Source organism: Pseudomonas sp. PSE14, from assembly GCF_029203285.1.
In the GTDB taxonomy this organism is placed as follows: domain Bacteria; phylum Pseudomonadota; class Gammaproteobacteria; order Pseudomonadales; family Pseudomonadaceae; genus Pseudomonas.
Map to the genome: position 1 here is coordinate 4,818,229 of NZ_CP115669.1, position 22,957 is coordinate 4,841,185.

Here is a 22,957-nt window from a genome sequence, read left to right on the forward strand (position 1 = left end):
GCCATCAGCGAGCCTTGGCTTGCTCGTACAGCGGCATCACCTTCGGAATGGCGGCTTTCAGGTTGGCCATCCGGGTGCTGTCAGCCGGGTGGGTGCTGAGGATTTCCGGCGGCGCTTCGCCACCACCTGCCTGCCCCATCTTCTGCCACAACGTCATCGCGGCGTTGGGGTTATAGCCGGCGCGGGCGGCCAATTCCAGGCCGATCAGGTCGGCCTCGTTCTCGTTCTGCCGGCTGTTGGGCAGGGTCATGCTGTATTCGACCACCTGGTGGGCCAGGTCGACACTGCCCTGGCCCAGCCCCAGCAAGGCGCCGCCGATACCCAGGCCCATCTGCTCGGCGTAGGCCCGGGACATGGCTTCACGGCCGTGCTCACGCAGGGCGTGGGCGATTTCGTGGCCCATCACCGCGGCGAGTTCGTCGTCGGTCAGTTGCAGCTTATCGATCAGCCCGGTGTAGACGATGATCTTGCCGCCGGGGCCGCAGTTGGCGTTGAGCTCGTCGCTCTTGATTACGTTGACTTCCCACTTCCAGGACGGGGCGTCCGGACGGAAGGCGCCGGTCTGCGGAATCAACCGGCTGGCGATGGCCTTCACGCGCTTGGCATCGCTGCTGCTGGCGTCCAGCTTGCCAGCTTTGGACGCCTCGCCGAGGGTCTGCTGGTAGGACTGGGCGTACATCTGATCGACCTGCGAGCTGGACAGCATGCTGAACATGGTCTGCTGGCGGTTGACGCCGACGACGCCCCCGCTGGTGGTGTTCACCTGCTGGCAAGCGGTCAGCAGCAGGGCTGCGGCCAGGCCGGCGACACGGAAAAGACGGGGCATATGCTCTCCTGAAACTGTGCAATCACCCAAAGACAGCGCGCATGGTAGGCCGCGTCCCGATGGCCGGCAACTACCCCGCAGCAGGCGGCATACAACGGCGTTACAACCCCTTACAAGCAGTGCCTAATGAAACCGACCGGTCATGCCGATAACCAGGCACACGCAGGCTCTGGGACATCGGGTACCCGTATGAAATTCAAGTCGATCCAGTTTTCCGTGGTGGCGCTGGCCGGGGCCAGCGTCTTGGCGGTGGTCGCAGCATTGGTGCTGTATGCGCTGTTCGCAGGGTCACGGACCCAGGCACTGGTGCAGGAGCGTACCCAGGCCTTGCTCGAACAGGTGATCAACGAGCGCCTGGTGGCCATGGCGCGCGGCCAGGTCAGCCAGATCCAGCGTGAGCTGGAGTACCCGCTCACCGTCGCCAAGGACCTGGCCAACACCAACGCGCTGATGGGCAAGGTCGACGCCAGCGGCGCGCCGCTGCTGAAGATCAGCCGTGACGAGATGTCCGGCCTGCTGCGCCAGACCGTGGAGCAGAACCCCAAGCTGCTCGACGCCTTCGCCGGCTGGGAGCCCAACGCCTTCGCCGGCAGCGACAGCGAGCACGCCGGCAAGCCGGGCTACGGCGCAGACGGCCGCTTCATGCCCTGGTGGTACCGCAAGGACGGCGGCCTGACCGTCGAGGCCATGGGCGACACCCTGGAAAGCCAGAAGATGCAGCCCACCGGCGTGCGCGAGGGCGAGTACTACCTGTGCCCGAAAGAGAAGCGCCAGCCCTGCATCGTCGACCCGGCGCCCTATGAAATGGGCGGCAAGATGGTGCTGATGTCGTCCTTCAACGCGCCGATCCTGGTCAACGGCCAGTTCAAGGGATCGGTAGGCGTCGACCTGTCGCTGGATTTCATCCAGACCCTGCTCAAGAACGCCGACGGCCAGCTCTACAACGGTGCCGGCGAGATGGCGCTGATCTCTGGCAACGGCCGCCTGGTCGCCTACACCAAGGACGCCGGCAAGCTCGGCGAACCGGCCACCACCGTGCTGGACGCCGATACCCTCGCCAACCTCTCCAAGCTGACGCTGGACCAGCCGCTGTCGAAGCTCGACGCCGAGCGCGGCCAGATCGAGCTGCTCCTGCCCTTCACCATCGCCGACACCGGCGTGCGCTGGACGCTGGCCGTGCAGCTGCCGCAGGAGGCGGTGCTGGGGGAACTGCACAAGCTGCAGAGCGACCTGAAGTCCCAACGCGACGGCGATACCCTGGGCATGACCCTGGTGGGCCTGATCATCGCCGCCATCGGCCTGGCCGTGATCTGGCTGGTCGGCCACGGCATTGCCCGCCCGCTGCGCCAGCTGGTCGGCATGCTCGATGACATCGCCCAGGGGGAAGGCGACCTCACCCGCCGCCTGTCCAGCGACCGCGCCGACGAACTGGGCTCCATCGCCAAGGGCTTCAACACCTTCCTCGGCAAGCTGCAGGGCATGATCGGCCAGGTGGTGACCTCGGTGCAGCGCGTCAGCGACTCCTCCGAGCACACCGCGGACATCGCCATTCGCACCAACCAGGGCGTGCAGAAGCAACTGGCGGAAATCGAGCTGGTCGCCACTGCCGTCCACGAGATGACCGCCACCGCCCAGGACGTGGCGCGCAACGCCACCCACGCAGCGGAGGCGGCCAACCACGCCGACCAGGCCGCGCACCACGGCAAGCGCATCGTCGAGAGCAGCTCGGCGGCGATCCAGGCGCTGGCCAGCGAGATCGGCCGCGCGGTGGGCGTGGTCCAGACCCTGGCCCGCGACAGCGAGAACATCAATGCGATCCTGGTGGCCATCCGCGGCATCGCTGAGCAGACCAACCTGCTGGCGCTCAACGCCGCCATCGAAGCGGCCCGAGCCGGCGAACAGGGGCGCGGCTTCGCGGTGGTCGCCGACGAGGTGCGCAACCTGGCGCAGAAGACCCAGCAGGCCACCGAGGAAATCCAGTCGATGATCCAGCAATTGCAGCACGGCACCCGCGAAGTGGTGCAGGTGATGCAGCAGAGCCAGGAGAAGACCGACGACAGCGTGCGCCACGCCAGCGAAGCGGCCCAGGCGCTGGAGTCGATCACCCAGGCGGTGTCGGTGATCAACGACATGAACACCCAGATCGCCAGCGCCGCAGAGGAGCAGAGCGCGGTGGCCGAGGACATCAACCGCAACGTCACCAACATCGGCATGGTCGCCAACCAGGTGGCTGGCGGCGCGGACGAAGCCTCCCAGGCCAGCGCCGAGCTGACCAAGCTGGCCGAGCAGCAGCGCCGGCTGGTGAATCAGTTCAAGGTGTAATCAGGCAGCATCGCGGGGGACGCACGCTCGTGCGTAACCCCCGCACGTCCTACCGGGATCCTGGGCACCATGCTGACTCCGTAGGAGCGGACCTTGTCCGCGAAATCCAACGCGGCGGAATCCGTTCCCACGGGCAACTTCCGCAGCGCGCTGCTCACTCCTGACATACACACCTGGTCACGCTGCAGTCGCGGTCCCTGTTCGCGAGCAAGCTCGCCCCTACAGGTGTTCATGCCTTCCGCACAGGAGTGGCTTGAGGACTTCGCGGACAAGGTCCGCTCCTACAGGGGAGAGATCGGCCAGGGAGAGACCGGCGTCAGGCCGGCGTCAGGCACTCCGGCCCATTGCACGCGGGATCGTTGACGAAGTTCGCCAGCACCTGCTCGCGCAACCGCGCCTGGGGCAGCTGCAGCAGTTCCAGCAACCGCGCGGTATCGGTCCCGTTCGACAACCACTGCGCCTGCTCGGCCGCATCGAGGATCAGCGGCCGGCGCATGTCCCCCGCCGCCTGGGTCACCATCGCCACGCTGTAATAGATGTGGCCCTCCACCGGATAGGCCTCCCACACCGCCGCGAAGCAGATCAACCCGCCGCCGGAAATCCAGTGCGGCCGCTTGCGCACGCCGCGCCACTCGTAGAAGCCGTTGGCCGGCAGCAGGCAGCGGCGCAGGGCGAAGGCGTCGCGAAACATCGGCTGTTCGGCGATGGTTTCGGCACGGGCATGAGCCGGTGTGCGCGACAGGTCCTTGAGCCAGGCAGGCGTCAGGCCCCAGCGCGCAAGGTCGGCATGGCGGGCGCCGCCCTCCTCGCGCAGCGCCAGCACGCGGGCGCCGGGCGCGAGGTTCCATTGCGGCTGCAGGTCCGCAGGGAAACCGGCGCTCTCGGCAAGTTCGCGGTTCCAGCGGAACAGGGCATAGCGGCTGGTCATGGGCTCTCGAAACGATCAATCAGCACAGCAGGACGCCGGGACCGGCGTCGTTGTCGTCGGCAAGCCCCGGCAGGGGTTGCGCGGCATTGTACGCGGCGATCAACGCCCTCGCGCGCTCGGCATGCTCATCCTCGACCCACAGGTGCAGCAGGCCCATGCCCGGCAGCTCACCGATGCCGCCGAGCAGGTGGCGTCCGCCCAGGTGCGACGAAATGCCCTCGTTGGCCAGCATCCCGCCCAGCAGTTCGGCCTCGATCAGGTCGGCGGGTTCGTAGATTCGCTGCATCAGTCGTCCTCGCGCTGGACTTCCAGGGACCACTCCACACCGTCGGTGTAGAGCTGGAACAGAATCGGCCGGCAACACACCGGACAATCTTCATAGTAGCGCTGGTCGCCCCCGGACAGGTCGAGTACGGCCTCCGCCAGCTCGCCACAATAGGGGCAGGTATAGGCCTGACTTTCGAGCATCGCTGGTTCCCCCGTGACTTCCGTTTATAATCGCGCGGTCTTTCAGGGTGCCCAGTCTGACCGAGCGGTCCCCTGGCAACCCTCCGAGCTGTCTACTTCGCGGCCCGGCCCGTGATACCCCTAAAAAATTCAATCAGAGAGCATGATGGGCGAGTTCGAAGCCATCCGACCGTATAACGACGCCGAAGTCCCGGCCGTCCTGCAACGCCTGCTGAGCGATGACGCCTTCCTCGGCGCGCTGGCGCGTTACCGCTTCCCCCGTCTGTCCGGTCCGCTCGGCTGGCTGCTCAGACCTCTTATAGCTCATCGCCTGGCCCGTGAAGTCACCGGCATCCGCACCGTCATCGCGCTGCAGGACAAGATCGAGCCCTACGTCGACCGCACCATCGAGCACGCCACCGATGGCGTCACCTATTCCGGCGTCGAACGACTGAAGCCTGGCTGCGCCTACCTGTTCATCGCCAACCACCGCGACATCGTGATGGACCCGGCCTTCTGCAACTACGCGATCTATCACGCCAAGTTGCCGACGCCGCGCATCGCCATCGGCGACAACCTGCTGCAGAAGCCCTTCGTCAGCGACCTGATGCGCCTGAACAAGAGCTTCATCGTGCACCGCTCGATCACCGGCCGGCGCGAGAAGCTGGCGGCATACCAGAAGCTCTCGGCCTACATCAACCACTCGATCTGCAAGGACGGCCAGTCAATCTGGATCGCCCAGGCCGAAGGCCGCGCCAAGGACGGGGACGACCGCACCGACTCGGCGATCCTCAAGATGTTCCACATGAGCCGCAAGGACGAGCCGTTCGCCGAGGTGATCCGCGAACTGCACCTGATCCCGGTGTCGATCAGCTACGAATACGACCCGTGCGATGCCGCCAAGGCCCGCGAACTGTTCACCCGCGCCACCACCGGCGAGTACCAGAAGGCGCCGGGCGAGGACGACCGCAGCATCGTGCAGGGCATCACCGGCTACAAGGGCCGGGTGCACATCAACTTCGGCGAGCAAATCACCGGGGAGTTCGGCGACACCAAGCAGCTGGCCGCCGAGCTGGACCGGCAGATCCTCGGCAACTATCGGCTGTTCCCGGTGCACTACCTGGCCTACGAGGCTTCCGCGCTGCGCGATCCGGCGCTGCAGGTGCCCACCGCCGCCAGCCTGTTCAAGGACGAGGAGCTGCGCCGCGCCCGCACCGAATGGGAGCGTCGCCTGGCAGAATGCCCCGCCGAGCAGCGTCCGTACCTGATTCTGCAGTACGCCAACCCGGTGCTGAACCAGTACCGCCTCAAGCAGGCATGAAAAAAGGCGCCCTCGGGCGCCTTTTTCAATTCCGGCCGGTCACAGCCGCGTGCTGTACCAGCTGACCGCCAATGCCAGCGCCATGCAGGCGAAGCCGAAACGGTAGAAGAAGCGGTTCAGTCGCAGTGTCGGCTCGAAGCTGTCCAGCGGCATCGGCTGCACTTCGCTTTCAGCGGCCAGACGAGCCAGGGCCAGGCGTTCACGGCGACGGGTGGCCAGCAGCAGCCAGGCACCGGCCAGGGTGAAGAACAGCGCCAGATCGTTGAGGACCCGGCCAGGATGGGCCTGGAACAGATTCCAGAGCGCCTGCAGCGACATCACAACCTCCGCTTCGGGACTGCACACCAGTTATCACGAAGGAAAGCCGGGGGTGAGTCTACTGGATGAACGGGCATCGCCCGTCATGGATGGGAAACAATCGTCGCGCATTTTATCCGCAGGCCAGTCACCGCAGCCAGCGCGTAACGCTTAATTACGACGAGCGTAAGAATTATCGAGAATCGGTCTAAGACCTCTCCCGCGCCCTGGCACGTTGTTGGCTTTAACGAATGCTGCCAATCAAAGTCTTTCGCCAAGGAGATTCGCCATGCTCGAAATCATCCCCCACGAAAACGCTTACCTGATCGAACACCTGGAAGAAATCGAAGCCGTCGTCGTCGAGCTGTCCTTCAACGTCCAGGACGACCATTGGCTGGTCTACACCCAGGCGTGCGGCCATGAGCACCTGGACCTGCCTGAAACCGACGAGCGCATGCGCTCGATCGAGGTCGATCCGTACCGCCAGGCCGCCTGATCGCAGTATTCAGCCGCCCATGAAAAAGCCCGGCATTGGCCGGGCTTTTTCATGTCCGTGCGGCGATCAGCGCTGGTTCAGCGTCTGGCCGATGCTCGGGTCCTTGAACACGCGGTTCAGGGCATCGCTGAGCACATCGCCGACCAGCTTGCTGTTGGTCGCCTCGTTGGGCGCCATGCCGAAACGCTGGTTCAGCGCGGCGCCGTAGCGGCCGCTGTAGTGACGCGCACTGGTCTGCACGTCGACACGGAAGGTCGCGCTGATGTCGGCCTCGGTCACGTACATGCCTTCCTTGGGCGACTGGTACTTCAGCTCGGCCAGGGTCAGGGTCAGCTGCGGTGCGTTGTAGGCGTTGGGCGACGGCGTGAAGCCCAGCAGGCGCACGGCGGTTTCGGCCTGCAGCTGCAGCTTGGGAATTACATCCTGGCTGCGCACGGTGAGCTGGCTGGTTTCGGAGTACAGGCCACCACGGGTACCCAGCGCAGTGCTGGGACGGCCGTCGACGACCTTGACCACCACCGGCTGGCCCTGGCCAACGGCGGTGATGGGCCCCTTGAATACCGGGTCCGGATTGAGTTGTTGCGGGCTGAGCGCACAGCCGGTCAGGGTCAGGCTGGCAGCAGCGATAAAGCTGAGCAACAAACGTTGCAGCATGCTCATCTCTCCATGGGTTGGGCAATGGCCGGCAGTATACCGGCCGTCAGCGCGGGCAGATAGCGCCTGGCCATTGGACGCGAATCACCGTCCCGGGGTTCCCCGACGGGCGCGGCCACATGCCGTCTTGACCTGCCCCGGGGCGAGGCGCACCAAGGCGGGGCGCAAAACGTAAATCAAGGGGTATACCCTAGGAAAAAAGTCTAAGGTGCAGGGCTTTTTTTCTGTTTCGCCGTTATAATCGCCCCCCGATTATAAGGACGCCTCCAGATCGGGCCCCGCACGATGCCGACACACCGTGTCTCGCCTCTGCCACCCCTCAAAGAGAGTCGCCACTCGCCTCGGTCACTGGCCGTCGCGCTTTACGTTCGTTGCGCAGAACGCTTGGCAAGGATGCAGCCGCCCCCTCCGTACGGAGACCGGACCGGCCCGCAACGACGATCCCCTTTGAGTTTCACGCCTCCAAAAGAGCGTGATTTGAAGGTTTTTCACTACTTCACGAGAGTGTGGCGAGCAATGAAGAGTTTTGCGTCGGTAGCAGCACCATTAACGTCTGTCCCCGCAGCACTGAATCGCTTTTTCGGCACCGGAAGCCGCGCATAAGCGCCCACCCGATGCACTTGCGGATGCCCTGATCGTCCGCCGTGGATTGCCGAGCGAAGGTGCAGCTTTCTCCTCCTCCAATCCCGGCCGAAGGCATTCGCGGAGGGTCGCACGCGACCCGAGAAGAATTCGGACAGGCGGCTTCACGCGCAGTGAGCGCAAGGCCCCTGTCACAACTGGCTGCTGATAGTTTTCTGGAGACGCGTTAATGGCGCAGAACGATTACGAATCGATGGACGTGCTGCTGGTAGGCGCCGGCATCATGAGCGCAACCCTGGCTGTCCTGCTCAAGGAAGTCGATCCGAGCGTCAAGCTTGAGATCGTCGAACTGCAGGAGTCCGGGGCCATCGAAAGTTCCAACCCGTGGAACAACGCCGGTACCGGCCACGCCGGCCTCTGCGAGCTGAACTACACCCCGCAGGCCGCCGATGGCTCGATCGACATCAAGAAAGCGGTGAACATCAACGCCCAGTTCGAAGTGTCCAAGCAGTTCTGGGCCTACCTGAGCGGGAAGGAAGCCTTCGGCTCGCCGCGTAACTTCATCAACCCTGTTCCGCACATGAGCTTCGTGCGTGGCAAGGACATTCCGTTCCTGAAGAAGCGTTTCGAGCTTCTCAGCCAGCACCATGCCTTCACCTCGATGGAATACACCGAGGACCGCGGCAAGATCGCCGAGTGGGCCCCGCTGACCATGCCCGGCCGCCCGGCCGACGAGCAGGTCGCCATGACCCGCGTGGAAAGCGGCACCGACGTCAACTTCGGCGCCCTGACCAACCAACTGCTGAGCTACCTGGCCAGCCGCGAAGGCAGCGCAGTCCGCTACTTCCAGAAAGTGGTCGGCCTTGAGCGCAGCGCTGACGGCTGGCTGGTGGACATCAAGAACACCCAGACCGGCGAGGCCCGCAAGGTCAAGGCGAAGTTCGTCTTCCTCGGCGCCGGCGGCGGCGCACTGCCGCTGCTGCAGCTGTCCGGCATCCCGGAAAGCAAGGGCTTCGGCGGCTTCCCGGTGAGCGGCCAGTGGCTGCGTTGCGACAACCCGGAAGTGGTCAAGCACCACCAGGCCAAGGTCTACAGCCAGGCCGAAGTCGGCGCCCCGCCGATGTCCGTGCCGCACCTGGACACCCGCGTAGTCGATGGCAAGACCTCCCTGCTGTTCGGCCCGTACGCCGGCTTCTCCACCAAGTTCCTGCGCCATGGTTCGTTCCTCGACCTGCCGCTCTCGGTGCGCACCAGCAACCTGCTGCCGATGCTCGCCGTGGCCCGCGACAACATGGACCTCACCCGCTACCTGGTGAAGGAAGTCATGCAGTCCATGGACCAGCGTATCGAAGCCCTGCGCAAGTTCTACCCGGAACTGAACCCGGCCGACTGGCGTCTGGAAACCGCCGGCCAGCGTGTGCAGATCATCAAGAAGGACCCGAAGAAAGGCGGCATCCTGCAGTTCGGTACCGAACTGGTGGCGGCCCAGGACGGCAGCATCGCCGCCCTGCTCGGCGCCTCGCCGGGCGCCTCGGTGACCGTGTCGATCATGCTGGGCCTGCTGGAGCGCTGCTTCCCCGAGCGCTACAAGTCGACCGAGTGGACCGCGAAGCTCAAGGAGATCTTCCCGGCCCGCGAGAAGCAGCTGGAAACCGACGCCGCGGTCTACCGCGAAGTCAACCAGATGACCGCCGACCGTCTGCAGATCGTCGCCGCGTCCTGAGCCTCGCGCTCATGAAAAAGCCCGCCTTCCGGCGGGCTTTTTCGTTTCTGCTTTCGTTCCAGGCAAGAGGTCAGTGACAGCTGACCATCCAGCCTACGCCGAAGCGGTCGGTGAGCATGCCGAAGCGCTGCGCCCAGAAGGTTTTCTCCAGCGGCATCTCCACCCGCCCCTCCTCCGCCAACGCGGCAAACGCCTGCTCCGCCGCTACCACGCTACGCAGCGTCAGGTGCAGGGAGAATCCATTGAAGGTGGAGTTGTGCTCGCCACGGCCATCGGACAGGAAGACGTCCGTCTCGCCAATTCGCAGGCTGGCGTGCATCACCTTGTCCAGCCAACCGTCCGGCACCGGCGACGGGCCGGGCGCCTCCTCGTAACGCATCAGCATGTTGAGTTGGGCGCCCACGGCGTGCTGGTAGAAGGCAATAGCCTCATCGGCGCGTCCATGGAAAAACAGATAGGGCTGTACTTGCACGGCTTCGTCCTCGCCTTGTCGTTATCGTTGTATGGAGAAGTCTAGGCGGGGAATCGGAGATGGGTTCGCGAGCAAGGACCGGACACCCTCGGCCCTACTAAAAGTGACACCCTCCGTAGGAGCGGACTCTTTCCGCGATTCTTCTTGTTTGGGTTTTCAGCGTCGCTCCGGCGTGTTCTGCGACTTCTAGTTTCGCCCCCTCGGGCGACCTACTTTGCCAAACGACGCAAAGTAGGCAAAAGTCTCTGCCCCATCATCCGGCCCCGGCTTCGCCGGGGTTCCCTCGCTCCATCGAAGCTTCAGGGGCTCGCCGCGAAGGGCCATCCCTGGCCCATCGCGGCTCTCGCGGCATCCATGCCGCTCAACCCCTGAATCTCCGATTCCGCTCGGCCTCCTGAAGGGGCGCTCCGGTGCATGCGGACAGTCCTCTGGAAACTGCTTTTTTGCTTTTCGTAGGCCAGCGGAGACCCACAATCCTTCTCGCGAACCGTCAAAACGAAAAAACCCGCACAAGGCGGGCTTTTCAGCGCTTCGATGCGATCAGCCGCGAGCAGCCTTGATCACTTCGATGTAGGGCTCGGCCTGGCGCTGGTCCTGGATCAGGGCAACGAAATCCTGGCCCTTGGCGTCCTTGGCGTTGAGGTCGTAGCCGGCCTCGACGAAGAAGCCGACGAAGCGCTCGAAGTCATCGATGCGCAGGCCGCGATAGGCCTTGACCAGCTTGTGCAGGGACGCCGGGGTGTCGTCGGCCGGTTCCACGTCGAGGAACAGCTTGATGGCGTCGTCGCCGATTTCTTCGCCAATCACCTGCTTCTTGTCTTTACGCATCGCTCGCTTCTCTCTACGGCTGTCTCGGGGATCGCGGCCCGCATCGGCTCAGGCCGGGCACCACGGGTCGGGCAGTTTAACCCTGCGCCGTGCGCGGCTCAACGCGCGCGCACCGCCCCGGTGTGCAGATCGGCCCAGATATGGCCATTGCCGTAGCTCAGGAACTGTACGTAGACAGTGCCGTTGCGCAGCAGGTCGAGCAGCCTCGGATAGGACGCCTGGGGGTAAGAGAGGCTGAGCACCCGGGTCTTGTCGTCATAGACCGGCTTCTTCAGGCTCTTGCCTTCGGCATCGAAGCTGATCACCACCTGGCTGATCTGCGCGCCCTTGTTCAACGGCTTGCCCTTCAGGCGCAGCAACGCCGGCGTGGTGATCGGGATCGGCTGCTGGTTGGACTGGCGCTGGTTGCCCAGCACCACGCTGTATTCGGTGACCTGCAGCAGTTGCTGCTGCTCCGGCTCGCCCTGGCGCAGGCCAGCATCGTCCGGCGGCAGGAACTGGCTGTGCATCGGCGGCGCGGCGAAGGCCGCGAGGGGTAGACAGAGCGCCAGCACCAACGCGGCGCCCGGTATGCGAACGGACATCATCACCTCCGCAGGACAGGGCCAAGCACTCTAGCACGGCCCCGAAGCGCCACGACAGGCGCACATGGCACACCCGCCGATACATTGATAGCCTTCAACGCAACACTACTCTTACATCGACCAATCACTACCTCATCATGCTGCACAACGTCTCCGATCTTGACCTGCGCCTGCTGCGCATCTTCGCCTGCGTGGTGCGCTGCGGCGGCTTCTCCGCGGCCCAGGGCGAGCTGGGCATGGGCCAGTCGACTATCAGCACGCACATCGCCAGCCTGGAAACGCGCCTGGGCTATCGCCTGTGCGAGCGCGGCAAGAGCGGCTTCCGCCTGACCGAGAAAGGCGAGCGGGTGCTGGATTACACGCAGAATCTGTTCGCCGCGCTCGGCGACTTCCGCGACCAGGTGCAGTCATTGGCCGGGCGCCTGGTGGGCGAACTGCACCTGGGCCTGGCCGACAACGTCGCCACCCTGCCCGGCGCGCGCATTCACCAGACCCTGGCGCGCTTCAACCGCCGCGACCAGGACGTACGCCTGCACTTCCTCATCGAGTCGTCCACCGAACTGGAACGCCTGGTGCTCAGTGGCCGCCTGCACCTGGCCATCGCCTGCTTCAGCCGACGCCTGCCGAACCTGCGCTACGAACCGCTGTACCACGAGCGCGTGGCGGTGTTCTGCGGGAGCGAGCACCCGTTGTTCGACAAGCCGGTGAAGGACGCCGCCGAACTGGAAAGCTGCAACTGGATTCAGCACGGCTATGCGGTGGCCGACGTGCAACTGCCGGCCGACCCGCAGCGCAGCACGGCGTTTACCCAGCACATGGAAGCGGTGCTCCACGCGGTGCGCGCAGGCACGCACCTGGGCTACCTGCCGACCCACTACGCCGAACGCTGGGTGGAACAGGGCGAGATGCGCGCGCTGCTGCCGGACAGCCTCGGCTACGGCATCACCCATAGCTTGGTGGTGCGCGACGAGCCGGGGCACAACGAAGCGCTCCAGGCGCTGATGGAAGACCTGCGCCTGGAACACGGCGTAACGCCGATCAGCGCGGCGCGGTGATGTGCTTGATGTCGAAGAACGCCGACAGGCCCCACGGGCCCAGCTCGCGGCCGATACCGCTGCGCTTGCCGCCCCCCCAGGAGGTCTGCGGGAAGACGACTTGCGGCGAGTTCAGCCAGACGTTGCCGGCCTCCAGGTTCTCGGCAACGCGCTGGGCGCGTTCCAGGTCGGCGCTGCACACGGTGGCGGCCAGCGCGAAGTCGCTGTCGTTGGCCTGACGCAGGGCGTCGGCTTCATCACTGAAGGTACGTACGCAGAGAACCGGACCGAAGATTTCCTCGCGCCACAGGCGGCTGTCCGCCGGTACGTCGGCGTAGACGGTCGGGCGGATGAACCAGCCCTCGCCGGCTTCGCCACCGGTCAGGCAGGCCAGGCCTTCGTCGCGGGCCACGGTGAAGTAGTCGAGCACCTTGCGGTACTGCGCTTCGCTGGTCATCGGGCCCATGTCGGTCTCGCCCAGCAGAGAGTCGCCGACGCGCAGGCCTTCCACCGCCAGCTTCAGCTTGGCCAGCAGCGGCTCGGCGATGGATGCCTGCACCAGTAGGCGCGAGGTGGCGGAGCACATCTGCCCGGCGTTCCAGTAGACGCCGGCGATGATCCACTGCACGGCGTCGTCCAGGTCGCAGTCCTCGAACACCAGGATGGGCGACTTGCCACCCAGTTCCAGGCCCACCGGCAGGGTGCGCGCGGCGGCGGCTTCCATGACCTTGCGGCCGATGACGTTGCTGCCGGTGAAGGACAGCTTGGCGATGCCCGGATGGCTGCACAGCGCTGCGCCGGCATCGGCCAGGCCCGGCACCAGGTTCAGCACGCCAGCAGGCAGGCCGATGGCGTCGGCGATCTCGCCCAGCACCAGCTCGATCAGCGGGGTGATTTCCGAGGGCTTGAGCACCACGGTGCAGCCCGCCGCCAGGGCCGGTGCGACCTTCCAGGCGCTGGTCACCAGCGGGAAGTTCCACGGCACGATCAGGCCGACCACGCCGATGGGCTCGAAGCGGGTCTGCGAGCGATAGCCGGCGTCCGGCAGGGCGACTTCGGCGTTCTGCCGGGCGTCCAGCTGGTCGGCCAGTTCGGCGTAGTAGGCGAAGGTGGCAATGGCGTCGCCGATGTCGATTTCGGCTTCCAGGCGCGGCTTGCCGCTGGCCTGCATCTGCAGGGTGATCAGGGCTTCGCGGCGGGCTTCCAGCTGCTCGGCGAAGGCGCGCAGATAGCCGGCGCGCTGGGCGGCGCTGGTCAGCTTCCAGTCAGCGAAGGCACGCTTGGCGGCAGCCACGGCGCGCTCGATGTCGGACACGCCGGCACAGGCGACTTCCGGCAGCGCTTCACGGGTGGCGGGAGCGATCGGGCGCAGTACGGCGCCGCTGTCGGCGGCCTGCCATTGGCCATCGATATAGAGAAGACGGGACATGCGAACCTCGGGGCGGGTTTTGGTGAGGGTCGCAGGATAGGCAGGGCATGCATTGGGAAAAATGCTCGCTTGCCCATGCATACATCGATGTGAATAGATGCATCAGGGATCTGTAGGAGCGAGCTTGCTCGCGAACCGCTTCGCGCCAGACATTCCCATCGGCGCCGGGATGTTCGCGAGCAAGCTCGCTCCTACGAAAAGCCGAAGAGCCTGTTCAGGCGGGAAACTGGGAGCGCATCCAGGCCAGGTAATCCGCGGCGTCCGCCTCGCCCTCACTCGGCGCCCATTGCCCGCGCTCGTCCTCGCCCAGCGGCACGAAGGGGCCGGCCTTGGCTTCGAACATGATGCTGTCCGGCTCCAGCGCCACGATGGCGTGGAAGGTGCCCGGCGGCAGGTCGGCGCCGACGCATTCGCCGCCCGCGCGCAGGACGCGGGTAGTCAGCAGCTCGCCGCTGTCGGAGAAGATCAGCAGACCCAGCGCGCCCTTCACCACCAGCAGGCTTTCGGCCTTGTCCGGGTGGCGATGGCAATGGGGCGGGATGTAGCTGTCCGGCTGCAGCGCGTTGAGCAGCCGGTGGCAGGGCTCGCTCTGCTCGTGGAAGTTGTGGTTCTGCCGACGCCGGGGGCTGGCGGCGGCGCGGGCCGCGACCTCGTCGAACAGCGCACTGTCGAGAAAACGCGGCCCGGTCATGTCAGAGCCCCTTGACCGCGAAGATGCCGGCAGCGTTGCGCCAGTAGCCCTTGTAGTCCATGCCGTAGCCGAAGATGTAGCGGTCGACGCAGGACAGGCCCACGTAGTCGGCCTTCAGGTCCGGACGGGCCTTGCGGTCATGGTCCTTGTCGATCAGCACGGCGGTATGCACGCGCTTGGCGCCGGCGTGCTTGCAGAAGTCGATGATCGCCGAGAGGGTGTGACCTTCGTCGAGGATGTCGTCGATGATCAGCACGTCGCGGTCGATGAAGGAGATTTCCGGCTTGGCCTTCCAGAACAGCTCGCCGCCGGTGGTCTCGTTGCGGTAACGGGTCGCATGCAGGTAGGAGGCTTCCAGTGGGAAGTTCAGCAGCGGCAGCAGCTTGCCGGAGAAGATCAGGCCGCCGTTCATCACGCAGAACACCACCGGGTTGGTCTCGGCCAGGGTGCCGTTGATGGCCTCGGCCACGCGGGCGATGGCGGCTTCCACCTCGGCATTGGTGTACAGGCAGTCGGCTTCGGCCATGACTTGGCGAATGTGCGCGAGATCGACGGACATGGGGGTTCTCCCGTGAAAAAGTGCGCAAAGGTACCTATCAGCGTGCCATGGGGCAAGGGTCAGCGGACGAAAGTCCCCGACAATCGTGGCCCAAGGTAGCTAGGATGCATTACGCTACCGCAATTTTTTTGCCAGCCCGTCCGGAGACCCCGCCCATGCCCGTACTCGAGATTCGCCATCCCCTGATCCGCCACAAGATCGGACTGATGCGCCGTCACGATATCAGTACCAAGAATTTCCGCGAGCTGGCCCAGGAAGTGGGCGCCCTGCTCACCTACGAGGCGACCAAGGACCTGCCGCTGGAAAACTACGAGATCGAAGGCTGGGCCGGCCCCGTGCAGGTGGAGAAGATCGCCGGCAAGAAGATCACCGTGGTGCCGATCCTGCGTGCCGGCATCGGCATGCTCGACGGCGTGCTCAGCCTGATTCCGGGCGCCAAGGTCAGCGCCGTAGGGGTCGCGCGCAATGAGGAAACCCTCGAAGCGCACACCTACCTGGAAAAGCTCGCGCCGGACATCGCCGAGCGCCGCTCGCTGATCATCGACCCGATGCTGGCCACCGGCGGCTCCATGGTCGCCACCATCAACCTGCTCAAGAAAGCCGGCAGCAAGGACATCCGCGCCATGGTGCTGGTGGCCGCGCCCGAAGGCATCAAGGCGGTCAACGATGCGCATCCGGACGTGCTCATCTATACCGCGTCGATCGACCAGTGCCTGAACGAGCACGGTTACATCATGCCGGGCCTGGGCGACGCCGGTGACAAGATCTTCGGCACCAAGCAGAAGGACACCTGATTCATGGCCGATGAATTCAATGAACCGCTGTGGCGCCAGGTGATCTCCGGCGCGCAGATGCTCTTCGTGGCCTTCGGCGCGCTGGTGCTGATGCCGCTGATCACCGGCCTGGACCCGAACGTTGCGCTGTTCACCGCCGGCTTCGGCACCCTGATGTTCCAGATCGTCACCGGGCGCCAGGTGCCCGTGTTCCTGGCCTCCAGCTTTGCCTTCATCACCCCGATCATCCTCGCCAAAGGCCAGTTCGGCCTGGCCGCGACCATGGGCGGCGTGGTGGCGGCGGGCTTCGTCTACACCTTCCTGGGCCTGGCGGTGAAGATCAAGGGCACCGGTTTCATCGACCGCCTGCTGCCGCCGGTGGTGATCGGCCCGGTGATCATCTCCATCGGCCTGGCCATGGCGCCGATCGCTGCGAATATGGCCATGGGCAAGGCCGGTGACGGCAGCGAACTGATCCCCTACAAGACCGCCATGCTGATCTCCATGCCGGCACTGGTGACCACGCTGATCGTCGCCGTATTCGGCAAGGGCATGCTGCGTCTGGTGCCGATCATCGCCGGCGTGCTGGTGGGCTACGGCCTGTCCTTCGCCTTCGGCGTGGTCGACGTGGCCAAGATCGTCGCCGCGCCCTGGCTGGAGCTGCCGAAGTTCACCGCGCCGGAGTTCAACTGGCAGGCCATCCTGTTCATCGTCCCGGTGGCGCTGGCTCCGGCCATCGAGCACATCGGCGGCGTCATCGCCGTGGGCGGCGTGACCGGCAAGAACTACCTGAAGACTCCGGGCCTGCACCGCACCCTGCTGGGCGACGGCATCGCCACCTCCACCGCCGGCCTGTTCGGCGGCCCGCCGAACACCACCTACGCGGAAGTGACCGGCGCGGTGATGCTGACCAAGAACTACAACCCGAAGATCATGACCTGGGCGGCAGTGTTCGCCATCGGCCTGGCCTTCATCGGCAAGTTCGGCGCCATCCTGCAGAGCATCCCGGTACCGGTGATGGGCGGCATCCTCTGCCTGCTGTTCGGCACCATCGCCTCGGTGGGCATGAACACCCTGATCCGCCACAAGGTCGACCTGTCCCAGGCGCGCAACCTGTGCATCGTCTCGGTCACCCTGGTGTTCGGCATCGGCGGCGTGCTGATCGGCACCGGCACCGGCCCGGACGACTTCGGCCTGAAGGGCATCGCCCTGTGCGCCATCGTCGCCATCCTGCTGAACCTGATCCTGCCGGGCGAAGACGGTTGGGAGAACAAGGCGCTGGAAGAAGGCGCCGGCGTCTCTTCAGCAGAGAAATCCGCCGAGTGAGCGAGGGGCGCCGCCCGATGGCGGCGCCCTGCCCACGGAAAGTTCGGCGAACGCAGTCCTCCGCTGACGGTCCACTCTGCATGAAACAGCGACTCACCCAGCACACTTTGCCGCTCCACCCTATCCTGCCCACTCCTCCGCCCCTGCCGGAGGCGCGCCCGTGACACGTGGCTGGTGGCTGTTGCTGGGCCTGGTCGGCGCCTCGCTGATTCCCCTGGCCCTGGGCGGCCCGGAGATGCTCACCCAGGTCCTGGCCTTCCCCCTCGACAGCCTGCTGATCATGTTCGGCATGATCCTCCTGTGCTGGCTGATCAACGCCCAGAAACTGCGGGTGCTGCTCAATGGCCGCGCCGGCGACATCGGCCGGGTCCAGTCGGTTGGCATCATCATGGCCTCGGAGTTCGCCTTCTACGCCACCCCGGGCGGGACCGGCGGCCCGTTGACACTGATGGCCCTGCTGTCGCGCCACGGCATGCGCCCGGCGCACAGCAGCGCGATCTTCGCCGTGGACCAGCTCAGCGACCTGATGTTCTTCCTCTGCGCGCTGGCGGCGGTACTGGTCTGGGCCCTGTCGCACAGCGTCAGCCCGAACCTGGAGACCTCACTGATCACCAGCGGCGCGCTACTGGGCGGGATTCTCTTCGGTGTGGTGCTCTTGGCCCGCTTCCAGCGCCGGGTGATCAAGGCCATCGGACGCCTGTTCGCACGCCTGGGCATGAAGCCGCGTACGCGCCTGCACTGGGCGCGCAAGAGCCTGCACTTCCGCGACACCCTGGTCAGCAGCCTGCGCCAGCCCAAGCGCCGCCTGGCGCTGATCTTCTCCCTCACCTGCTGCCACTGGACGCTGCGCTTCTCGGTGCTCTACCTCACCCTGTACGCCATGGGCGTGGACCTGCACTGGGCCTGGACCTTCCTCATCCAGCTGCTGTCGCTGGCCGCGGGACTGGCTACGCTGCTACCCGGCGGCGCCGGCGGCACAGAGTTGACTTCCGCCGCGCTGCTCGCCCCGCTGGTGGGCAAATCCACGGCAGCCGCGGCCATCCTGATCTGGCGCGTGGTGACCTACTACTTCTACCTGGTGATGGGCGCGCCGGTATTCGCCCTGCTGGCCGGGCGGCCGTTGCTGCGCAGGTTGATCGGGCTGCGGGAGAAAGGCTGAGACTCAGTCTTCGGCAGGCTTATCGCCTTCGGACGGTGTTTTCGGCTTCAGCGAATCCCAGAGTTCGGCGGCGCCGGGAAACTCGGTGCCATCCTCTTCACTCAAGGCTTCGGGGTCGTAGCGACTGGTACAGCCTTCGCCCAGAGTGGGCGGCGGGGTGGCGGTGCCAGGGTTCTTCGGATCGTTCATCGTGGCACTCTCCGGTTGGGCGCAGCGCCTGCCGTCAAACGACGGCAGGCGCATGCGGAGTACCCAGTGTAGCGAACGACCGACTGCGAATCAGTCGAACACCACGGTCTTGTTGTCGTGCACCAGCACGCGGTCTTCCAGGTGGTAGCGCAGGCCGCGGGCCAGCACCAGCTTCTCCACGTCCTTGCCCAGGCGCACCAGGTCCTCGACGTTGTCGCGGTGGGTGATGCGCACCACGTCCTGCTCGATGATCGGGCCGGCGTCCAGCTCCTCGGTCACGTAGTGGCAGGTCGCACCGATCAGCTTCACCCCACGCAGCGAAGCCTGGTGGTAGGGCTTGGCGCCAACGAAGGACGGCAGGAAGCTGTGGTGGATGTTGATCACCTGGTGGCGGTACTTCTGGCACAGGTCCGGCGGCAGGATCTGCATGTAGCGCGCCAGCACCACGTTGTCGGCCTGGTGCTCGTCGATCAGGCGCGAGACCTGCTCGAAGGCCGGCTGCTTGTTCTTCGGGTCCACCGGAACGTGGAAGTACGGAATACCGTGCCACTCCACCATGCTGCGCAGGTCATCGTGGTTGGCGATCACGCAGGGAATCTCGCAGTCCAGTTCGCCGCTGTGCCAACGGTGCAGCAGGTCGGCCAGGCAGTGCGACTCGCGACTGGCCATCAGCACCACGCGCTTCTTCACCGACGAGTCGGTGATACGCCATTCCATGGAGAACTCGCGCGCGATGGGCGCGAAGGCCTGGCGGAATCCGTCGAGGTCGAACGGCAGGGAATCGGCACGGATTTCATGCCGCATGAAGAACCAGCCGTTGTCATTATCGGAATGGTGACTGGCCTCGGTGATCCAGCCGTTGTAAGTGGCCAGGAAATTACTCACCTTGGCGACGATGCCGACCCCGTCAGGGCAGGCGATCACCAGTCGAAAAGTGCGCATGGGTGTACTCCAGATACATCGCGAAGGCCGCCATTCTAGCGGCTGGAGGGGAAAAGTTCAGCACTGCGCGGGAGTGGCCGACGAGAGCCAATTAGGCCTGGCACTAAGTTTTCCGGTTAAATCCACCGCGCTAATAACTTAAATACTTGACTAATTACCCACAAAAGTTGTCTTCGCAGTTTACTTGAACAACTGTGCTGACTATTATGGGTGCTACAAACTATCCGCCACCGCTGGACCTCAAGAACAAGGTACCCAACATGTCGCTGATCAATGAGTACCGCGCCACCGAAGAAGCCATCAAGGAACTTCAAGAGCGCCTGAAATCCCTCGAACAGGACGACAAGCTGAAGAAAGAGCTTGAGTTCGAAGAGAAACTCCGCGCACTGATGGGCAGCTACGGCAAATCCCTGCGCGATATCATCGCCCTGCTCGATCCGGACGCGAAGCTGAGCAAATCGCCGCGTGCCGCCAAGAGCACCGTGACCAAGCGCGCTCGCAAGGTCAAGCAATACAAGAACCCGCACACTGGTGAAGTCATCGAGACCAAGGGCGGCAACCACAAGACTCTCAAGGAGTGGAAGGCCAAGTGGGGCGCCGAGGCCGTTGAAGGCTGGGCCACGCTGCTGGGCTAAGCCCTTCTCGCAATAAAGAACGCCAGCCTTGCGCTGGCGTTTTTTATTGCCTGGCAACAGCTAGAGGCCATAGCGCCCGCGCAATGCGAGTGCATATTTCGTCCAGGCTTCAAGCACCACGCGGTTTGCTGCACCGGCATTACTCATCTGCTCGGCCATTGCGCTGTCGAAGTTCGACAGAGTATTCGGCGCGCCCCACTCCGGCGCACTCAGGCGCAAACGGCAGAAGTCCTGCCATTGTTGCTGTTCGGTGGCAGACAAAGTTTCCGGGAAATTACGCGCCCGGTATCGGAACAGAAGTTCTGGAAGTCGCGGATCATCGAACGGCCATTGCTCTTTGGCCAGTCGCATAGGATCTGCCTGACGCACCTGCTCACACAATCGGCGGTCCCGGTCTCCGATAAATCCGTCATACAACTGCTGCTCCGGGTCCTCGGTCGTCGCGAAACTTTCCTCGGAATAGATCGGCGCCAGTTTTTCCTGCCAGACCGCCTTGGCCTGAACCAATGTCTGCGCAACTGCCAGACATCCCTCCACATCCAGACCGATGCGTTCGCGATCCTGCGGACGGAGTACCTTCAGCGGCGCCACCACCGGGCAGCGGTTGATGTGCAACAGTTTCAGCGGGACCGGCAGCTCGCCTTCGGCGAGTTCGTCCCGGCGCGTGTACAGGCGCTGGCGCAGGGTCTCGGCGTCCAGCTCCAGCAGCGGCGCTGGATCGGCGGCCAGGTCACAGACGATCAGCGCATTGCGGTTGCGGGGGTGCCAGCCCAGCGGCAGGACCACCGACAGATAATGGCGTGCCCCGGAGAAGCGCCCGGACACGTGCACCAGCGGCTCGTGCATACGGATCTGATCCAGCACGCCCTGCTTGCTGCGCAGGCGGTAGAGATAGTCGTAGAGCTTGGGCTGACGGGCACGGATCAGCCGCGCCAGGGCGATGGTCGCCCGCACGTCCGACAGCGCATCGTGGGCCTGGCCATGGTCGATGCCATTGGCGGCGGTGAGGCGCTCCAGCTTGAGGGTGACGGCGCCGTCCTGCTCGGGCCAGACGATGCCTTCCGGGCGCAACGCATAGCAGGTGCGCACCAGGTCGATCAGGTCCCAGCGGCTGTTGCCGCCCTGCCATTCGCGGGCGTAGGGGTCAAAGAAGTTTCGATACAGGCTGTAGCGCGTCACTTCATCGTCGAAGCGCAGGGTGTTGTAACCCGCGACGCAGGTGCCCGGCTGCGCCAGCTCGGCATGCAGGCGGGTCATGAACTCGGCTTCGCCCAAGCCAAGTTCCTCCAGCCGCTGCGGGACTATCCCGGTGACCAGGCAGGCCGCCGGATGGGGAAGGATGTCGTCGCTGGGACGGCAGTAGAGATTCAGCGACTGGCCGATCTCGTTGAGGGCTTCGTCGGTGCGGATGCCGGCGACCTGCAGGGGGCGGTCGCGGCGCGGGTCGATACCGGTGGTTTCGTAGTCGTACCAGAAGATACTGGCGGTCATGGCGCGTTTCCTTGCCTGCGTGCGATTGCGCCGCAGTCTAACAGTGCGCGTTGCCTCACTTCCAAACTGCGGTCCTGGCCCATGGCCAGCTGCCATCCTATGCTTCACCTCCAACGGACTCGCCTGAAGGAAAGGAACTTCCATGCAAGATATCTCTGTGCACAATCCCTGCAGTCCTCCGCAGAGCGACCTGTCCCTCATTCCCGCCATGCTCGCTGCGCGCGCCGCGGAAACGGCGTCTGTCTGCAGTTACGGCTTCGCAACTGGATCGCTCAGGCTGTCCCATACAGCATCCGCCCAGCTACAGCCCAACCTCCCACCCCATTTCAGGAAAGATCGCTCAACTGGCCATCGCTTCTCCTGACAGACCAATCAAGCAAAAACGGCACACTTCGAGCCCCTATTTACCAGCAGAGCGGAACTGCCAAATGTCGAACGAAAACGCGATCAACCCCTTCACTCCTCCGACCAGCCAACTGCAGGACGACGCTCGGGGCTCCAGTGTTCCGAGCATCGAAGAAGCACTGGCCAGAGGCTACGACTTCACCATCGGAGACGTGATCCAGGAGGCCTGGCAGCGGGTCAGCGGAACCAAGGGGCTGATCATCGCTGGCTTCATCGTCTATGGGGTTGTCGTGCAGATCATCAGCTTCGCGCTGGGGCTGGTGCTAGGCATTGGCTACGCAGCGTCCGGCACCGAAGTCAGCGCCAGCGTAGCTATCCTGCAGTTGGTCGTGGGAGTCATTGCTGGCGCGGTGGGATATCCCTTCCTGGCAGGCATCAACATGCTCGGGATCCGCCGCGCCGCTGACCAGCCAGTTTCCTTCAACGAGATGTTCAGCCACTTCGGCCTGTTCATCCCGCTGCTGATCACCGGCCTGATCATGACCGTACTGATCTACCTGGGAATGTTGCTGCTGGTGCTGCCCGGCATCTACCTGAGCATCGCCTACATCCTGGCGATCCCGCTGGCTGTGGAGCGCAAGCTCAGCCCCTGGCAGGCCCTGGAAGCTTCGCGCAAGGCCATCACCCAGCACTGGTTCAAGGTCTTCGGGCTGTTCCTCGTGCTCGGCGTGATCATCATGGTCAGCGCCATTCCGCTCGGTATCGGGATGGTCTGGTCGCTGCCGCTGGCAATCATCTGCATCGGTGTGCTGTACCGCACCATCTTCGGCGTACTGCCACCGGCCAATTGAACCCCGTTCGCCAATTGCCGCCAGCGCGGTTGCCTCGCCGCAGCGCGCTGGCT

25 protein-coding genes are annotated in these 22,957 nt (G+C 64.7%); 10 read left to right on the forward strand and 15 right to left on the reverse strand.

Features of this window, described 5'->3' with window-relative positions; translation table 11 throughout:
• Positions 1 to 4: 4 nt before the first annotated feature.
• Positions 5 to 826, reverse strand: coding sequence for a M48 family metallopeptidase (locus O6P39_RS22040; RefSeq protein WP_275608539.1), 822 nt, complete (start codon positions 824 to 826; stop codon positions 5 to 7).
• A gap of 189 nt (positions 827 to 1,015) precedes the next feature.
• Here O6P39_RS22040 and O6P39_RS22045 point away from each other — a divergent pair, with 189 nt between their 5' ends.
• Positions 1,016 to 3,148, forward strand: a complete 2,133-nt coding sequence (locus O6P39_RS22045; protein ID WP_275608540.1) for a methyl-accepting chemotaxis protein — start codon at positions 1,016 to 1,018, stop codon at positions 3,146 to 3,148.
• A gap of 316 nt (positions 3,149 to 3,464) precedes the next feature.
• Here the strand turns inward: O6P39_RS22045 and O6P39_RS22050 are convergent, their stop codons facing one another.
• Genes O6P39_RS22050 through O6P39_RS22060 form a run of 3 tightly spaced genes read right to left on the reverse strand, consistent with a single transcriptional unit; the run spans position 3,465 to position 4,544 of the window.
• Positions 3,465 to 4,076: an SOS response-associated peptidase gene (locus O6P39_RS22050; RefSeq protein WP_275608541.1), complete on the reverse strand. Its 612-nt coding sequence runs from the start codon at positions 4,074 to 4,076 to the stop codon at positions 3,465 to 3,467.
• Between the two features lie 19 nt (positions 4,077 to 4,095).
• Complete coding sequence (locus O6P39_RS22055; protein ID WP_275608542.1) at positions 4,096 to 4,362, reverse strand: DUF2007 domain-containing protein; 267 nt, start codon at positions 4,360 to 4,362, stop codon at positions 4,096 to 4,098.
• Positions 4,362 to 4,544, reverse strand: coding sequence for a CPXCG motif-containing cysteine-rich protein (locus tag O6P39_RS22060; RefSeq protein WP_275608543.1), 183 nt, complete (start codon positions 4,542 to 4,544; stop codon positions 4,362 to 4,364). Before O6P39_RS22060 ends, O6P39_RS22055 begins: the two co-directional genes overlap by 1 nt.
• A 142-nt stretch (positions 4,545 to 4,686) precedes the next feature.
• On the opposite strand from O6P39_RS22060, the gene O6P39_RS22065 reads away from it, so the two are divergent.
• Entirely contained in the window at positions 4,687 to 5,844 is a 1,158-nt protein-coding gene (locus O6P39_RS22065; RefSeq protein WP_275608544.1) for a 1-acyl-sn-glycerol-3-phosphate acyltransferase, read from the forward strand.
• Between the two features lie 39 nt (positions 5,845 to 5,883).
• Here the strand turns inward: O6P39_RS22065 and O6P39_RS22070 are convergent, their stop codons facing one another.
• Positions 5,884 to 6,162 (reverse strand): hypothetical protein, encoded by a 279-nt coding sequence (locus O6P39_RS22070; protein WP_275608545.1) that lies wholly within the window; start codon positions 6,160 to 6,162, stop codon positions 5,884 to 5,886.
• 268 nt (positions 6,163 to 6,430) lie between these two features.
• Here O6P39_RS22070 and O6P39_RS22075 point away from each other — a divergent pair, with 268 nt between their 5' ends.
• Positions 6,431 to 6,637 (forward strand): hypothetical protein, encoded by a 207-nt coding sequence (locus O6P39_RS22075; RefSeq protein WP_275608546.1) that lies wholly within the window; start codon positions 6,431 to 6,433, stop codon positions 6,635 to 6,637.
• Between the two features lie 66 nt (positions 6,638 to 6,703).
• Here the strand turns inward: O6P39_RS22075 and O6P39_RS22080 are convergent, their stop codons facing one another.
• A complete protein-coding gene (locus tag O6P39_RS22080; RefSeq protein WP_275608547.1) occupies positions 6,704 to 7,291 on the reverse strand; it encodes a YajG family lipoprotein in 588 nt (195 codons plus the stop codon).
• 811 nt (positions 7,292 to 8,102) lie between these two features.
• On the opposite strand from O6P39_RS22080, the gene mqo reads away from it, so the two are divergent.
• On the forward strand, positions 8,103 to 9,596 hold the full coding sequence (gene mqo / locus O6P39_RS22085; protein ID WP_275608548.1) for a malate dehydrogenase (quinone): 1,494 nt from the start codon (positions 8,103 to 8,105) through the stop codon (positions 9,594 to 9,596).
• A gap of 70 nt (positions 9,597 to 9,666) precedes the next feature.
• Here mqo and O6P39_RS22090 read toward each other — a convergent pair whose 3' ends face one another.
• The 3 genes from O6P39_RS22090 to O6P39_RS22100 all read right to left on the reverse strand — a co-directional run bounded on the left by O6P39_RS22090 (position 9,667) and on the right by O6P39_RS22100 (position 11,480).
• Positions 9,667 to 10,068: a glyoxalase/bleomycin resistance/extradiol dioxygenase family protein gene (locus tag O6P39_RS22090; protein ID WP_275608549.1), complete on the reverse strand. Its 402-nt coding sequence runs from the start codon at positions 10,066 to 10,068 to the stop codon at positions 9,667 to 9,669.
• Positions 10,069 to 10,608: 540 nt separating this feature from the next.
• On the reverse strand, positions 10,609 to 10,896 hold the full coding sequence (locus tag O6P39_RS22095; protein WP_275608550.1) for a PA4642 family protein: 288 nt from the start codon (positions 10,894 to 10,896) through the stop codon (positions 10,609 to 10,611).
• A 98-nt stretch (positions 10,897 to 10,994) separates the two neighbouring features.
• Complete coding sequence (locus tag O6P39_RS22100; RefSeq protein ID WP_275608551.1) at positions 10,995 to 11,480, reverse strand: hypothetical protein; 486 nt, start codon at positions 11,478 to 11,480, stop codon at positions 10,995 to 10,997.
• A gap of 137 nt (positions 11,481 to 11,617) precedes the next feature.
• On the opposite strand from O6P39_RS22100, the gene O6P39_RS22105 reads away from it, so the two are divergent.
• Entirely contained in the window at positions 11,618 to 12,535 is a 918-nt protein-coding gene (locus tag O6P39_RS22105) for a LysR family transcriptional regulator (protein ID WP_275608552.1), read from the forward strand.
• Here the strand turns inward: O6P39_RS22105 and O6P39_RS22110 are convergent.
• From O6P39_RS22110 to O6P39_RS22120, 3 genes are all read right to left on the reverse strand, one after another.
• The gene (locus O6P39_RS22110; RefSeq protein WP_275608553.1) at positions 12,519 to 13,943 is read right to left on the reverse strand and encodes an aldehyde dehydrogenase family protein; all 1,425 of its coding nucleotides are present in this window, start codon (positions 13,941 to 13,943) and stop codon (positions 12,519 to 12,521) included. The genes O6P39_RS22105 and O6P39_RS22110 overlap by 17 nt on opposite strands.
• Before the next feature lie 214 nt (positions 13,944 to 14,157).
• Positions 14,158 to 14,634, reverse strand: coding sequence for a WbuC family cupin fold metalloprotein (locus tag O6P39_RS22115; RefSeq protein ID WP_275608554.1), 477 nt, complete (start codon positions 14,632 to 14,634; stop codon positions 14,158 to 14,160).
• Between the two features lies 1 nt (position 14,635).
• Positions 14,636 to 15,193, reverse strand: a complete 558-nt coding sequence (locus O6P39_RS22120; RefSeq protein ID WP_275608555.1) for a hypoxanthine-guanine phosphoribosyltransferase — start codon at positions 15,191 to 15,193, stop codon at positions 14,636 to 14,638.
• 155 nt (positions 15,194 to 15,348) lie between these two features.
• On the opposite strand from O6P39_RS22120, the gene upp reads away from it, so the two are divergent.
• From upp to O6P39_RS22135, 3 genes are all read left to right on the forward strand, one after another.
• Entirely contained in the window at positions 15,349 to 15,987 is a 639-nt protein-coding gene (upp, locus tag O6P39_RS22125) for a uracil phosphoribosyltransferase (protein WP_275608556.1), read from the forward strand.
• Positions 15,988 to 15,990: 3 nt separating this feature from the next.
• Positions 15,991 to 17,292, forward strand: coding sequence for a uracil-xanthine permease family protein (locus O6P39_RS22130; RefSeq protein WP_275608557.1), 1,302 nt, complete (start codon positions 15,991 to 15,993; stop codon positions 17,290 to 17,292).
• 160 nt (positions 17,293 to 17,452) lie between these two features.
• The gene (locus tag O6P39_RS22135) at positions 17,453 to 18,451 is read left to right on the forward strand and encodes a lysylphosphatidylglycerol synthase transmembrane domain-containing protein (RefSeq protein ID WP_275608558.1); all 999 of its coding nucleotides are present in this window, start codon (positions 17,453 to 17,455) and stop codon (positions 18,449 to 18,451) included.
• A 3-nt stretch (positions 18,452 to 18,454) separates the two neighbouring features.
• Here O6P39_RS22135 and O6P39_RS22140 read toward each other — a convergent pair whose 3' ends face one another.
• Positions 18,455 to 18,640, reverse strand: coding sequence for a hypothetical protein (locus O6P39_RS22140; RefSeq protein ID WP_275608559.1), 186 nt, complete (start codon positions 18,638 to 18,640; stop codon positions 18,455 to 18,457).
• Positions 18,641 to 18,730: 90 nt separating this feature from the next.
• Positions 18,731 to 19,582 (reverse strand): formyltetrahydrofolate deformylase, encoded by an 852-nt coding sequence (purU, locus tag O6P39_RS22145; protein ID WP_207886010.1) that lies wholly within the window; start codon positions 19,580 to 19,582, stop codon positions 18,731 to 18,733.
• Between the two features lie 260 nt (positions 19,583 to 19,842).
• Between purU and mvaT the strand changes: the two genes are divergently transcribed.
• Positions 19,843 to 20,217 carry a histone-like nucleoid-structuring protein MvaT gene (gene mvaT, locus O6P39_RS22150; RefSeq protein ID WP_275608560.1) on the forward strand — a complete coding sequence of 125 codons (375 nt, stop codon included), beginning with the start codon at positions 19,843 to 19,845 and terminating at the stop codon, positions 20,215 to 20,217.
• 60 nt (positions 20,218 to 20,277) lie between these two features.
• Here mvaT and sbcB read toward each other — a convergent pair whose 3' ends face one another.
• On the reverse strand, positions 20,278 to 21,708 hold the full coding sequence (gene sbcB, locus O6P39_RS22155; RefSeq protein WP_275608561.1) for an exodeoxyribonuclease I: 1,431 nt from the start codon (positions 21,706 to 21,708) through the stop codon (positions 20,278 to 20,280).
• Positions 21,709 to 22,136: 428 nt separating this feature from the next.
• Here sbcB and O6P39_RS22160 point away from each other — a divergent pair, with 428 nt between their 5' ends.
• Positions 22,137 to 22,904 carry a hypothetical protein gene (locus O6P39_RS22160; RefSeq protein WP_275608562.1) on the forward strand — a complete coding sequence of 256 codons (768 nt, stop codon included), beginning with the start codon at positions 22,137 to 22,139 and terminating at the stop codon, positions 22,902 to 22,904.
• The last annotated feature ends 53 nt before the right edge of the window (positions 22,905 to 22,957 follow it).

What these genes read in the sequence shown, in the direction of transcription:
- O6P39_RS22040 (WP_275608539.1), bottom strand. Translation starts at nt 826, where the DNA reads ATGCCCCGTCTTTTCCGTGTCGCCGGCCTGGCCGCAGCCCTGCTGCTG.
- O6P39_RS22045 (WP_275608540.1), top strand. Translation starts at nt 1,016, where the DNA reads ATGAAATTCAAGTCGATCCAGTTTTCCGTGGTGGCGCTGGCCGGGGCC.
- O6P39_RS22050 (WP_275608541.1), bottom strand. Translation starts at nt 4,076, where the DNA reads ATGACCAGCCGCTATGCCCTGTTCCGCTGGAACCGCGAACTTGCCGAG.
- O6P39_RS22055 (WP_275608542.1), bottom strand. Translation starts at nt 4,362, where the DNA reads ATGCAGCGAATCTACGAACCCGCCGACCTGATCGAGGCCGAACTGCTG.
- O6P39_RS22060 (WP_275608543.1), bottom strand. Translation starts at nt 4,544, where the DNA reads ATGCTCGAAAGTCAGGCCTATACCTGCCCCTATTGTGGCGAGCTGGCG.
- O6P39_RS22065 (WP_275608544.1), top strand. Translation starts at nt 4,687, where the DNA reads ATGATGGGCGAGTTCGAAGCCATCCGACCGTATAACGACGCCGAAGTC.
- O6P39_RS22070 (WP_275608545.1), bottom strand. Translation starts at nt 6,162, where the DNA reads ATGTCGCTGCAGGCGCTCTGGAATCTGTTCCAGGCCCATCCTGGCCGG.
- O6P39_RS22075 (WP_275608546.1), top strand. Translation starts at nt 6,431, where the DNA reads ATGCTCGAAATCATCCCCCACGAAAACGCTTACCTGATCGAACACCTG.
- O6P39_RS22080 (WP_275608547.1), bottom strand. Translation starts at nt 7,291, where the DNA reads ATGCTGCAACGTTTGTTGCTCAGCTTTATCGCTGCTGCCAGCCTGACC.
- mqo (WP_275608548.1), top strand. Translation starts at nt 8,103, where the DNA reads ATGGCGCAGAACGATTACGAATCGATGGACGTGCTGCTGGTAGGCGCC.
- O6P39_RS22095 (WP_275608550.1), bottom strand. Translation starts at nt 10,896, where the DNA reads ATGCGTAAAGACAAGAAGCAGGTGATTGGCGAAGAAATCGGCGACGAC.
- O6P39_RS22100 (WP_275608551.1), bottom strand. Translation starts at nt 11,480, where the DNA reads ATGTCCGTTCGCATACCGGGCGCCGCGTTGGTGCTGGCGCTCTGTCTA.
- O6P39_RS22105 (WP_275608552.1), top strand. Translation starts at nt 11,618, where the DNA reads ATGCTGCACAACGTCTCCGATCTTGACCTGCGCCTGCTGCGCATCTTC.
- O6P39_RS22110 (WP_275608553.1), bottom strand. Translation starts at nt 13,943, where the DNA reads ATGTCCCGTCTTCTCTATATCGATGGCCAATGGCAGGCCGCCGACAGC.
- O6P39_RS22115 (WP_275608554.1), bottom strand. Translation starts at nt 14,634, where the DNA reads ATGACCGGGCCGCGTTTTCTCGACAGTGCGCTGTTCGACGAGGTCGCG.
- O6P39_RS22120 (WP_275608555.1), bottom strand. Translation starts at nt 15,193, where the DNA reads ATGTCCGTCGATCTCGCGCACATTCGCCAAGTCATGGCCGAAGCCGAC.
- upp (WP_275608556.1), top strand. Translation starts at nt 15,349, where the DNA reads ATGCCCGTACTCGAGATTCGCCATCCCCTGATCCGCCACAAGATCGGA.
- O6P39_RS22130 (WP_275608557.1), top strand. Translation starts at nt 15,991, where the DNA reads ATGGCCGATGAATTCAATGAACCGCTGTGGCGCCAGGTGATCTCCGGC.
- O6P39_RS22140 (WP_275608559.1), bottom strand. Translation starts at nt 18,640, where the DNA reads ATGAACGATCCGAAGAACCCTGGCACCGCCACCCCGCCGCCCACTCTG.
- purU (WP_207886010.1), bottom strand. Translation starts at nt 19,582, where the DNA reads ATGCGCACTTTTCGACTGGTGATCGCCTGCCCTGACGGGGTCGGCATC.
- mvaT (WP_275608560.1), top strand. Translation starts at nt 19,843, where the DNA reads ATGTCGCTGATCAATGAGTACCGCGCCACCGAAGAAGCCATCAAGGAA.
- sbcB (WP_275608561.1), bottom strand. Translation starts at nt 21,708, where the DNA reads ATGACCGCCAGTATCTTCTGGTACGACTACGAAACCACCGGTATCGAC.
- O6P39_RS22160 (WP_275608562.1), top strand. Translation starts at nt 22,137, where the DNA reads ATGTCGAACGAAAACGCGATCAACCCCTTCACTCCTCCGACCAGCCAA.